We start from the raw sequence: 13,269 nt of genomic DNA on the forward strand, positions 1-13,269 counted from the left end.
TTTTTAAAAATCCATCTGATTGTTAATAATAAAAAATCATGAGGGCCTTATTTATTTTTTTATTGCATTTTCAAAAGCAATGATATCTAATTTTCGTTGAGCAGTAATATAAGAAAATAACTGAATTGAAAAAATGACATTCATATTTTTAGTATTTGATAATTTTCTTACTGTATATGCATTATTCTTTTTTTTCAGCAGATAATCATAATTTTTGCCTTTTATCTTTTTTCCATTTAGTTCGACATCAGAAAGAATATCCATTTCGCTAGTAAATCTGTATTTAAAACCCGTAAGTCTCATCGCATTTTCAAAATCTGTCTTATTTTTATCGTTTAAATTTGATGAACCACTCTTTTTGAGTCGATAATTAGCAGTAACATCAAAATATTTTGAAAATTGTGAAACAGGAAAAATCAAAAAATTTTGATGAGATTTAGTAATAAAAAAATCTACACCTTTATGTTGATAGTAATCGAAGATAAAATTGTAAAATACTGATTTGGGTAATTCAATATTTATTCCTGAATTTCCAGCCTGATAAAATTTATGAAAATAATTATTCATGTAACTAGTAATTTGGTCCGTAAATTTATTTTGAAGAGTTTTATTTTTGTTAGAATATCGAAAAATTTGATCGTTCAAATCAGGTAACAAAACAAATTGACCACATTGTGCCTTCGGCATTTTTGCTTCAATGTAAAAACGTCTAATATCGTTATCAAAAAATATATCGCTAATTGTGGAATCAGATTCTCTTTGCAGTTTAAACCAAGATCCATATTTATTATTTAAATATCTTACACATTCTTCTTCAAATGATTTTCAATTCATCTTTTAAGTATCGAAAAATTCCAACTTAATGTCTAAATGTTTTGTAAATTAGTTTATTTTAAACACAAGAACAATCTTGCAAATGATCAGACGTATGATCATTTCATTCAGCTATTATTTTTTTCGCATTTTTAAAAATAATTTCAATATCTTCAGCATTCAAGTCATACAGTGTCTTTAATTCATGCAACGATAAATAAGTGCCTTTACTAACTAATTTATCATCAATTAAATAAAGGGGTAAGTTGTGGCTATCGCCATTAAATAATTCAGCAATTTTTGGATTTTTTGCAAACATTTCTGGATGATTTCCCAAATTATAACGTTGGGCAATTCAACGTGCTGAATTCGCCTTTAAATAACTAAATAAAGCGGAGTATGTGGCTTTTTGCTCATCAGTTAGTTTTGCTAAGCCCTGATTGTCTTTTGCTAAAAAAGGTTCGTATAATTCAATTTTTTTCATGGTAATTACCTTAGTAAACCGAATTCAATTATATCGGTTTAAAACGACGTTAGCTATTTTTCAAATTTTCAATAGATTCATTAGATAAAGCATAATTGTTTTAGTCAATCTTTTCTTAAAATATCTTTGAAAAAGGTTCAACAACTATGCGTGAACCATCTTGTGCTAATCTCCTATCAATTATGCTGATACATGATTAAATAAAAATTTAAATTCAAATTTTCTTAACAAATCATGTTTTCTACTAAAAATCCAACACTATTATTAAAGTGTGTGGGTCAACCGTAAGTTAATTAATCAATATTAACTATGTTATAATTTAACGGTTATTTACATTAGTTTAAACTAGTTTCTTGGTGAGGTTTTAATGCTTAAGAAAAAACCCTCTTTTGATTTTCTTTTAAAAAGTGGTTTCATCTTCATTTTGATCGTTTTGGGCTTGATTGGAATCATTTTTGGTTCAATTCGAATTTCAAACAAGCAATCTCAGGGTACAGTCTATGACGGTGGGGTTTCAACAACAATCTTTTTTTCACCATATAAAGAAAAAAGAGAAAATCATTCGACTCCAATCTATGACGCTTTTGCCAATGATCGCGACCCCAATACAACAGAATTATTAACTGATCAAGAAATTGCAAAAATGTTATCAGATGCATCGAATGTATATGCAAATCGGTTATATTTACAAGGCTATAATCAAGTTACAATTACTCAAAATTTGGCTGATCGTACAGCAGTTGATTTAACATCAAATAGTTCAGATAATCCTTCATTTGTTAATCCTTCATGATTGCTTAATCGAACTTCTTTACCATCGTTAACCATTGCGGTTAATAAAAACTTGGTTAAAGAAGAAAACGAAACTGACGAAAATTTTGACCAGCAAAATTTACGATCAGTCTTGTTTAATGTTTCACGAAGTTTTGATCTGTCACTAGAAACGACTGATGGTTATAAAATATTTGATTCCAATTCACCAGAATTTATCAAAAACTCAATTGATACGATTCGTCCAGTTTCCGGATCTACAACAAGTGCTTTAACTTTTGAATTAAACATTCCTAGCTCGACAATTAACACTGATGCTAACGGGATTACCAATTATATCAACCAAAAACTAACGGGTATAACCAACAGTGATTATAACACTGGTAACGGTGAAACCAGCGTGGTCCGCAAAGGTTTGTTTTCCAGCAATGACACTACCAACACCAATGGTAATCGAAACATTGTGTTATGAAACAATAAGCCTGCAGCTTTACAATTTGTTAAAAATATTTTTGTTGTCGAAGAGAATAGTCCGGCATGAATTAGTTTTTCCTCACAAGAAAAAGCATTATGAAACTTTTTGCACAAGCGTGCTCCTTATGATGCCAATAATGACACCAATTTAGTTCAACCTTACCGTTCAGCATCAGAAATTAACATTAATGATTTATATTATCTTTATGCTAAGCCAAAAGCATACACCCAAGCTCCAGCATCCAATAATGGTGCCAATTCAACAACTCCGCCGGCTGATGTAAGTACATCCGGTGACACGCGTACTACCCGTGGTGGGACAACTGATTATGCTAGTTTATTTAGTCCTTATATATTATATGAAGGGCGAGTGCAAACAAATTCACAAACACCAACAATTCATGCTACTGTTCAAAATATTTTCCCAACAAACCAACAGTTTCGTTTTAATGGTAACACTAAATTTGTTTTATCGCAAATCTTGCAAGCCAACGGAACATATGGAACAGTAAATTTCGGTCAAGCAACGCGGTTACAATCTTTATTAGTGAATGGTGCTTTAGCAAAAAATTCAGTTATTGTTGGTGCAACAACTAAACTTTTAAAACCAGAAATTAATAATACCTTTGATGTTGTTAGCGGGCTTCAAGATATCAATGCATTTAAAACATCACTAATTGCTTTTGGTGTAGTGCTATTGGTGATTGGCATCATTGTAAGCATTTTATACAAGGTACCAGGACTATTTAATTTATTAGGAATTATTCTAGCATCAGTAATTAACATTTTGCTTTACGACCAATTTGGTGGAACCATTGATTTATTTACCTTTTTTGGGTTATTTATCTCCGCAGCCATTGGGGTTAGTTCGACTATCTACATTAATGAAGTCTTCAGACGTTTAGTCCGGAATAGTACTTCTCTAAGTGAGGCCGCTAGGTTAACTTATAAATCGAGTTTCATGAAAATTGTTGATGTTCATTTAGTTGTTCTAGTCTTAGGGCTTTTATTGATGTATGTTGGTAAGTTTCAAGAGCAATCAATTGGCGTAATTTTTGTTGTTGGTTCATTCACTTCCTTCTTCATCACTTACGGGTTATCAACTTTGCTAAATAAGGTTTTTTTTGCAATTCAAAACTGGGTTAACTACAAACTATTTGTTTACAAGCGTGATGCCAAGTGACTTAATGAAATTACCTGACAAATCGAAACAAGTCATCATGAATTAAATAGTTCACTAAATGATACTGACCATGATTTAATTAATTTATTCAAACAAAAAACTAAAGTTAATTTTTTATCAAAAACAAGTCTTGCGTTGTTGCTGTTTTGACTACTAGCACTAATTGCTGGCATTATAGCACTTGTGTTATTTAGCCAAGGTAGAATTTTTGCTTTATCAGCGATTACTAGAAGTTCGACAATTTCGATTGTAATTGCCACAATGGGGTCATTTGCCATTGGTTTAGTGTATTTCATGTTACGTTACCGTTGACATATTTCTGTGCCCTATTTAACTGTTGGCTTAATTAATTTTTTTGCGATTTTAATTGCTCCTTTAATATTTGGTCGTTTGTTAAACATCAGATTCCAATTTGAAGCAATTTTAATGTTGCTTGGGGCCTGAACAATCAGTCACTTAATGATTGTTTATAGCATTGGGTGAAACTACCAATACTGGTTTTCTTACATCATTTACAAAAAACAAACTATTGCCCAATTGATAAGTAACAACGTTATGACAATGACACGGTTGAGCATCATCAATTATTTTGTTTTACCTTTTATGGTTCTAGTGTTTACAGCCTTTAATTTTGGTGGCGTGATTTCTACCAACTTAAATCTCTATTTATTCCACTTACTCGGATTTATTTCGGTTGCCAATTTAGTTGGTAATTTAACAAGTTGACTTTTATTGCCTCAATTGTTAGGTTTAATGATGTTAGTGAGACAAAAAACAATGACTATTCACGAAAATCACGCCCATGGCAAACACAAGAAGACGGTACATTCGTATGATAAAATTGATGAACAATTAATCGCTGGGATTAACCAACGGGTGATCGAAAGGCATTATTAAAAAATGGACCAATTGCTTAAAGAACAAATTGATCAAAAAATTAAGCGTGTTAAAGATTTTCCGTTCAAGGGCATTTTGTTTTATGATATTACTCCCGTATTACAAGATGAAAACTTATTTTCTGCAATTATTGATAACATGAAAACTTTTGCACAAAAAATTAATGCTGAAGTTATCGCCGTTCCTGAATCTAGAGGATTTATCTTTGGGTCAGCACTAGCCTATGCTGCCAAACTACCATTGGTTATCATTCGCAAACCAAATAAATTGCCTCGCGAAACCTTTCACGAAAAATACACACTTGAGTATAACGATAATGCCGCTTTAGAAATGCATATTGATGCCATTAAACCAAACCAAAGAGTTTTAATTGTTGATGATTTGCTAGCAACTGCTGGCACTGTACAAGCAATAACCCGGTTAGTTGCTAAAGCTAAGGGTCGTTTAGTCGGTTATAGTTTTTTAATTGAATTACTTGAACTAGACGGAATTAATCTACTAGATCAAACCCTTCCCGTGAACGTCATCATAAAATATTAAAGCAATAAAACTAATCGCGTAAAAATCAATGAAAAATCACCAACGCTCGTTGGTGATTTAATTTTTTTAATCATTTTTTAATAAAAATCTTTTTTTCAACTATTTTATGGTTGGGTCAATATAATCAACCGCGGTATAAGGATGAATTTTACGACTAATTGCTTTAATGGCAATCGTTGCTTCGGCCATGGCTGTAATCATTAGGTTACTTCTCTCGGGATAATTAGCACTCAAACCAATAGCGTAAACGTCAGCATCACTTGTTTCTTGTTTGCGATCAACAACGATGCTTGCACCTTGTTTTTTTAAATTAACTCATTCGCTAGCACGATTCGTGAGACTTTTTAAACCATATTGAACAACTAACGTATCAAAACCAATACGATCTTCATGGTTGGTGTCATTGTCTTTAAATTTAATTAAACCATTTAAAATTGCTGTCACTTGAACGTTTAAAATTTGCTTGATTTTAGTCATTTGATTTAAACTATCAACATAGTGCTGGTTGGCTCGATACGTTGGTTTGCGGTGGATGATCGTCAGGCTTTTAGGCAAATTGGATGCAGCGATTTGTGTCGTTCATTCAACCGCAGCATCACCGCCGCCCAAGATCACGACATTTTGGTTTTTATAATTACTAAAATCCTTGACAAAATAGTGAATTTTTTTCTTCGCTTGCTCATCTTTTATTAAACTTGGATCTAGCTCGATTGGTTCATAGCCACCATTCCCGGTAGCAATTAAAATCGCTTTGCAATTAATAGAATGGGATGATAATTGAGCAACAAAATTACCACTCTTTAATCTTTGATATGAGATTAACCGTGTGTTTAATTGGTAACTAATGTATTCTTTTAAATGAACTTGTTGGTTTAATAAATTTTTGATTAATTGGACCCCATTAGTTTCCAAATGACCTGGGAAATCAAAAATTTTTTTATGGCCGTATAAATAGATCGGTTGCCCGCCAATTTCACTACTAGCTTCAATCACTAGAACCTTTAATTTTTTTAGTCCCGCATAGGTCGCTGCATAAATTCCAGCTGGCCCTGCACCAATTATTAAAACATCAAACACTTAGTTAACTCCTTTTTACGATAATAGATCGCGCGTTTCAAGACTTTTTATACTATAATATAAAATAAATTAATTACCAAATTACCTAATTTCTATTTAGCAAATTATTACTTTTGAATTGTTAAAATAACCGGAGAATTTATGCTCAATCACTCAAATAATATGGATCCATCCCTGCAAAATGTTGAATTGGAAAAACAATGAAGTGCAGAATTCGAACGCAGTAAACGGAATTATTGCGTTGCTGCTTTTTTATCACAACATCCAGAAGCTAAGGATTATGAAATTGCTGATTTTATCAGCAGGGCCCGACGCTCATACATTCGGGCAAAACTAAAAAATATGAACGATGCTGAATGGGATGAACGGTTACATAAACACATCGTAACCTTTAAATTTATCGCCCCTTTGCAACGTGAACTTGAGAAATTGAGCATTAATCAAGAAATGGTTAGTTTAGAAATTGAACGGGCTCGGGTCGCTAAGGAAAAGGCCAAATTAGAAAAGGAAAAAATTGATTTTTTAAACGAGCAAGCTAATCTTGTAAAAAACGGAAAATCCTCATATTACCGGCACTTAACAACAATTTCCGAATTAGAAAATACCAAAAGGGAATTAGAAGAAAACTACCGGAAAGAAATTGCTGAGATTCAAGTTAAACGTGACGAAGAATTAAAGCGAACAGTAGCAAGTGAAATTGAAAAAGTTAAGCAGCACTACGACCAAAGAATTAACAAACTTTCACAATTCTACGAGTTGTTCAAACAAAAATACCAAAAATTGCAACAATTTAATGCCGAAATCCAAAAACAATACGACCAAAAAAATCAGGAAATTCACAACTTAGAATTACGGATTGTTAAACTAGATTCCGAAATTCAAGCCCGTGAGCAAGAAATTATTAACCGTGATGAAGAAATTCGTCATTTAACTGCTGAAATTGAAAGCAAAACTAAAGAAATTGCCGACATGTCCGAAATCCGTCCTGATGAACTTAAAAAACGGGTTAATTCAGAAGTTGAAGAACAAATGCGTGCCCAAACTAATAAACTAAATTCCATTTTATTAGAAAAAGAAAAGCACTTATTAGTTCAACTTGAAAAACGCCGCAAAGAAATTGAGATTGCTTTGGTCCAACAACAGGTTGAACACGAAAAAATTAGCAAAGATCTTAGTGAAGCCGAACAAGTGGCCAAGTTAGCAAGCGAGGAATTAAAACGCGTTAAACGCGATTATGACGTTGTAACTTACACCAATCGTGAATTAAACCAAGCGGTAAAAACATTATCAGAAAAAAACGCAAATCTAACTAAGGAAATCGAACGGGTTAGTTCAGAAAACGCCGAACTAGATAAACTTAATAACCTACTTGTTAAAAAGTACCATGATTCAGAATATATCGAAGCCATCACTTCCCGTTTAAACCAAGACTTAAAACGAATCGCTAAAAATCAAGAAGCCTTAAATAAATTAATTAATAGCAAGAAAAAAGTTTCCGATCAACAAATAATGACCCAATTTGAAAATATCAAACATGATATTCAAACAGTTAATGCCAACATGGGCAACATTTCAACTGTTGATCAGCAACCCCAACGTTCGGGCAACGTGTTGCACTACCAATCACAACCGCCGGCCAAAGTTCTTAACTACGAACATGATTATGATGACGTTTGGTTTACTCACGATGAACCAAAAATAAAAGCCAAAAAAACAAATCCTAAAAATAAGAACTTAATTGCAAAAATCAAAAATAAAAATACTAAATCCAAAACTGCAAAAAATGCTTTAAACTTTAATAAGTTTATCGATATCGAATAAAATAATGTAAAATCTTCGTGTCACCACAACCCTGGTTGCGAACCATGTCAGGCCAGAAATGGAGCAGCATTAAGCATTCACCAGAGTGTGTGGTGGCTTTTTTTATGTCTAAATCTGTAAATTTTAGAAGTTATGTCTCGTATACCAAAAGTAAATCCGGGAGATTACGGTTGCTTTTGGTATAATATTAACTTATCCTTTAAAATATGATGAAAGTTATTAGTCGTATAGTTTAATTTCACTATACTAGTTTTTGTTTAACTTATAAATTCAGATAATATGATAATCACTAAAAAAAACAATCATAATACATCAATTTTTAATTATCAAACTAATAGAAAAACCAAGCATTTTTCTAGCATGGCATTAATAGCATGAATGGGAGCAATTGTATCTATCGGAGCGATCCCATCAGTATATCTTCATATAATTCAGCAAAAAAAACAAAATACCAATGTTGCTAACTCCCGCTTTAAATCATTACCATCAAGGGGACCATATGGTTTATCGCCAACAATTCAAGAAGTCGATCACGTAATTTCTGGTTTTAAAAAAGATCGTTTTAAAAATTTTTCAAACATTAATCGTAAATTTATTAGTAAGCAACCTGTTAATCCTCATCAATACCAAATTAAAAATAACACCACGATTACAAAATTTACGCAAAAAATCAAGACAGATCAAGTTAATGTCACTAATTCTAACAGTTTTTTAAAATATTATTTTCACAGTTTACACAAAACTAATGAGCCCGAAACTGCTTACGATTCATTTTATGCTGGCATTATCGCAATCACTGGCCTTTATGATTATTTCAATTTTGTGGTCGAACGAAATCTTAATAAACTCATTAGTTATCTTGGCTACGATAATGTCATTGCAACTGATAAGAATGGCAATAAAGGAAAAATTAAGGAATTTGGCATTTCTGCGAAAAACATTTGGTTTTATCTTCCCACAACAATTACTAAAAAAACACCAATTCAATTTGGGTTTGATATTAAATTTAACCTTAGTTTTACAGCAAAAACAGTGATCGGTGCTGATGTTAATGGTAAGGTTTCATTGTCAATTCAAACCACCAATAGTTCGGTTTTTTTACCGCCAACTCCTGATAACCAAGAAATAAACTTATTAAATTTGCGGGTCTCATTATTCTCAGAATTTACCGGTGCTCTTAGTGAAGCACCAAAAAACGTCGCCGTCTTTACCAACTTACAAGGGCCATTTGGCCTAAAACAACCTGTTCCAAAAAATCTTTCAGCTAGCCATAATCGCTACAATTGGAACACAAGTGATCCAAGCAGGGAAAATGAGCCCGAACAAATTGATCCTTTTAGTTTTGCTAATCCATTATTTTCGTTATTAACAGATGGTGATTACAAAAAACGAACCATTGATGAAACCGGATCATGAATGTTTAATATCTTATTAAATTATTTTTTACTATCATACGATTTAAAAGTTTAAAATTTTTTGATTAATCAGTTTTATATTGCGATAATTTCTGTAATTTTGTTTCTAATTTTACGTTAGTTACAAAACCAAGCAAAGAATCTAAAATCAAGTTTAAATAAAGGATCATATTATTAAAAAACTAAAACAATTTCAGTGAAAAGTGGCACACAGTTCTCAAAAAGATTGGCAGTCACAATTAGTTCATGATGAAAAAAACTTATACTTATTATTCCAAAAAGAAAAAGCATCCGATTTATTTTTAATTAAAAAAAATAAACTAAAATGGTACTACTTGATTCCGATTATTGGTCTAATCTGATCGATTCATGTCATCAATAGATTATTTAAAAAACTATCATTAGGGATCTCACGAAAATGCTATCATGAAAACGGCACATTTTTAATTAGTTCAATCGGCACTGGTTTAATCACCTTAATGATTGCGACAACGGCTTCTGTTATGGTTGCAGCCTTTTACTTAAAGTGATTTAACAGTTTGCAAACAGTTACCGATGTTCTTAAATTTATCGAAGTGATCTTAAGTCTGGTTTTTAGTTGATTAATGCTTGTTAATTATTTTTTAATTTTGTTTTTTTATCTCTACATTCAACGTAGGGTTGAAAAAAAATATGAAAGTTTTGTTAACAGCATTATCATCAGCTTGGACTGAAACGATCAGAATCAAGTCGTAAAAACAATTGCCGAAGATCGCTACAAGTAATCCTCTTGATTGCTTGTTAATGTAATATCTAACTTTTATCCAATTTCTTTTAGTAAAATAGTAGCACACTTTATCATTTCATTATTTAAAACAAATCTGTCTTTTTAAACCATGTATAACCACAACGAAATTGAAAAAAAATGAATTGAAGCATGAAAAAAGCATCATACATATAAGTTTGTTAATGATCTAACCAAACCGAAATTTTATGTTTTAGACATGTTTCCTTATCCTTCTGGAAGCGGATTGCATGTAGGTCATGTCAAGGGTTATGTATTCACAGATATTTTAAGTCGCTACAAAAAAGCATGTGGTTATAATGTGCTACATCCCATGGGATTTGATGCTTTTGGCCTACCTGCTGAACAGTATGCAATTAAAACTGGAAATCATCCCGAAACTTTTACATTAAAAAATATCAATACATACAAGGAACAAATGACCCTATTAGGTTTTGATTACGACTTTGATTTAGTAATTAATACCAGTGATCCTAAATACTACAAATGAACTCAATGAATTTTTAGTTTATTATTCAAGCATGGTCTAGCACAATTACAAGACGTTGAAGTGAATTGGTGCGAAAAACTGGGAACAGTGTTAGCAAATGAAGAAGTTATTTATAACGATCAAAGCGAACCAGTCAGTGAACGGGGAAATTATCCCGTAATTCGTAAAAAAATGCGACAATGAGTCTTAAAAATAACAAACTATGCCGATAAATTAATTGACGGATTAAACGAAATTAATTGAAATGAATCAATTAAAACGATGCAACGGGAGTGAATTGGCAAAACTACTGGGACAATCATTACTTTTAAAATTAACAATCACACAAAACATCTTGATATCTTCACAACCCGGCCCGATACATTATTTGGTGTTAGTTACCTTGCATTGGCACCAGAACATGATTTTGTTAACTTGATTCTTGAAAATTATCCTGCTTCCAAAGTATCATCATACGTAGCAAAAATTTTGCAAAAAAGTGATTTACAACGCAAAGAATCAAAAAATAAAAGCGGAATTTTTTCTGGTTTTTATGCAATTCATCCTGTTACTAAAAAACAAATTCCGATTTGAATTAGTGAATATGTTATGAAAAATTTTGGAACTGAAGCAGTCATGGGTGTTCCAGGTCATGATCAACGGGATTATGAATTTGCAATCCAGAATAATTTACCAATCATTCCAGTAATTGAACACAATTGTAAACAAGGAGCTTATCTAGGTGATGGTAAACACACCAATTCAGACTTTATAAATGGGTTAAACATTCATGAAGCTAGTGAAAAAATGATTGATTATTTAGTTAAAAATAATTTGGGTAAAACCACAACAGTTTACCGTCTGCAAGATTGGATTTTTAGTAGGCAACGTTATTGGGGCGAACCTTTTCCAATTATTTTTGATCAAAATCAGAGGGCTTTTTTAGTTAGTGATTTGCCACTAGTTTTACCAACATTAAATAATTATTTGCCTAATCGAAGCGAACTACCACCATTAGCAAATGCAACTGATTGACTAAATTTAACAATTAACGGTCAAAAATTTACGCGGGAATTGAATACCATGCCGAATTGAGCGGGATCATGCTGGTATTATTTAGCATACTTGATGCGAATTGATGCCTTAGACAATCAATTTTGACCAATGGATGGCGAAAAAGCAAAACAATTCTTTGCCAGATTTTTACCAGTTGATGTTTATGTTGGCGGACAAGAACACGCCGTTTTGCATTTATTGTATGCACGATTTTGACACCGGTTTTTATACGATTTGAAAATTGTTCCTAAAAAAGAACCCTTTATTCAATTAATTAATCAAGGAATGATCTTAGGTTCAGATGGTTCAAAAATGTCAAAATCTACTGGTAATGTTATCAATCCGAACCCCATCATTGCTTCGCATGGGGCAGATGCTTTACGATTATATATAACTTTTATGGGTCCAATTAATGCTTCGATACGATGAAGTGATCACGGTTTGACTGGTTCAAGAAAATGATTAGAGCGGGTTTACAAATTATTTACAACCGTTAAATTAACAAATGATCTTAATGTCATGCCAAAATCATTTGTGATCGCTTATCACCAATTTATCAAAGATGCTAATAGTCATCTTGATCACTACGAAAATAATTTAGTAATTTCAGCAATGATGGTTTTTATTAATCATTGTTATAAGCAAAATGTCATATGTAGGCAATATTTACAAGATTTTTTAGTGATTTTAAGTTTTATTTGTCCTTTTCTTGCTGAAGAATTAAATGAAAATGTGTTGCAAAATAAAATAAGTATAACTAAACAGCAAATGCCAAAACACGATGAAAAAATATTAATTCAAACAGAGCAAGCAATTCGTTGTATGGTTAACGGCAAATTTCGTGATGTCGCCAATTTTGGGGTCGATGCTTCGGAAGAAATGATTACACAACACTTTAAGAATACGCCAAAAGTAATGGCCTCTTTAGAAGGCAAAGCAATTAAAGAAACAAAGTATATTCCTGGTAAAGTAATTAGTTTCTTAACTGATTAAAAATTATTCTGATGTTGTCAACTAAATCTAAAAATTGAAATTAATTTTTGTTAAACACATCATCTAGTTACAGTAAATATTAATCCAAAATCATATTTATTATCGTGAAGATTTTTCAAAAAAGCATACGATAAATTATCAAAAAAGTAAAACTAGATCAAATTAAAGTAATTCAAAATTAATATTAATTTTTAAAGGTGATTTTAGAAATTGATAATTAAAAAAAGTTCAAATAATCGTTATTATTAGAATGTAATTTACAAGGGGGCACTTGTTTAAAATTATTTTAACTAAATGATATTCTTAGAAAAGAAAAATTCATCAATTAATTATCAATTTTTACATCTTCAATAAATTATTCATCGCATAATACGTGATGATGGCATTGGTATTAGTAAATTTAAAGAATTTATTATTAAAATTCTAATAAGTTAATTAATGGATTGCTAAAAATAAAAACGCCTAAATTGTAATTTAGATTCAAAATAGGCG

Annotated in this window: 9 protein-coding genes and 1 other RNA gene; 7 read left to right on the forward strand and 3 right to left on the reverse strand. The window is 31.6% G+C overall.

The features are described from left to right. Window positions 1–51: 51 nt before the first annotated feature. A complete protein-coding gene (locus ABDB96_RS00215) occupies window positions 52–834 on the reverse strand; it encodes a PDDEXK family nuclease (protein WP_343251505.1) in 783 nt (260 codons plus the stop codon). Between the two features lie 58 nt (window positions 835–892). Further along, window positions 893–1,297, reverse strand: a complete 405-nt coding sequence (locus ABDB96_RS00220; protein ID WP_343251506.1) for an arsenic metallochaperone ArsD family protein — start codon at window positions 1,295–1,297, stop codon at window positions 893–895. 367 nt (window positions 1,298–1,664) lie between these two features. Here ABDB96_RS00220 and ABDB96_RS00225 point away from each other — a divergent pair, with 367 nt between their 5' ends. Beyond that, window positions 1,665–4,622, forward strand: a complete 2,958-nt coding sequence (locus ABDB96_RS00225) for an MPN396 family protein (RefSeq protein WP_343251507.1) — start codon at window positions 1,665–1,667, stop codon at window positions 4,620–4,622. Between the two features lie 3 nt (window positions 4,623–4,625). Then, a complete protein-coding gene (gene apt, locus ABDB96_RS00230; protein ID WP_343251508.1) occupies window positions 4,626–5,162 on the forward strand; it encodes an adenine phosphoribosyltransferase in 537 nt (178 codons plus the stop codon). Between the two features lie 99 nt (window positions 5,163–5,261). On the opposite strand, the gene ABDB96_RS00235 is transcribed toward apt, so the two are convergent. Continuing rightward, the gene (locus tag ABDB96_RS00235; protein WP_343251509.1) at window positions 5,262–6,239 is read right to left on the reverse strand and encodes an NAD(P)/FAD-dependent oxidoreductase; all 978 of its coding nucleotides are present in this window, start codon (window positions 6,237–6,239) and stop codon (window positions 5,262–5,264) included. 141 nt (window positions 6,240–6,380) lie between these two features. Here ABDB96_RS00235 and ABDB96_RS00240 point away from each other — a divergent pair, with 141 nt between their 5' ends. The 5 genes from ABDB96_RS00240 to leuS all read left to right on the forward strand — a co-directional run bounded on the left by ABDB96_RS00240 (window position 6,381) and on the right by leuS (window position 12,777). After that, window positions 6,381–8,060 (forward strand): hypothetical protein, encoded by a 1,680-nt coding sequence (locus tag ABDB96_RS00240; RefSeq protein ID WP_343251510.1) that lies wholly within the window; start codon window positions 6,381–6,383, stop codon window positions 8,058–8,060. Window positions 8,061–8,076: 16 nt separating this feature from the next. Then, window positions 8,077–8,163: signal recognition particle sRNA small type (ffs, locus tag ABDB96_RS00245), an RNA gene on the forward strand. Window positions 8,164–8,420: 257 nt separating this feature from the next. Further along, window positions 8,421–9,530 (forward strand): hypothetical protein, encoded by a 1,110-nt coding sequence (locus ABDB96_RS00250; RefSeq protein WP_343251511.1) that lies wholly within the window; start codon window positions 8,421–8,423, stop codon window positions 9,528–9,530. Window positions 9,531–9,678: 148 nt separating this feature from the next. Further along, a complete protein-coding gene (locus ABDB96_RS00255; RefSeq protein WP_343251512.1) occupies window positions 9,679–10,239 on the forward strand; it encodes a hypothetical protein in 561 nt (186 codons plus the stop codon). A 111-nt stretch (window positions 10,240–10,350) separates the two neighbouring features. Next, on the forward strand, window positions 10,351–12,777 hold the full coding sequence (leuS, locus tag ABDB96_RS00260; protein WP_343251513.1) for a leucine--tRNA ligase: 2,427 nt from the start codon (window positions 10,351–10,353) through the stop codon (window positions 12,775–12,777). Window positions 12,778–13,269 lie beyond the last annotated feature (492 nt).

Origin of the sequence: Mycoplasma amphoriforme A39, assembly GCA_000723365.1 — a bacterium.
GTDB classification, from domain to species: domain Bacteria; phylum Bacillota_I; class Bacilli_A; order Mycoplasmatales; family Mycoplasmoidaceae; genus Mycoplasmoides; species Mycoplasmoides amphoriforme.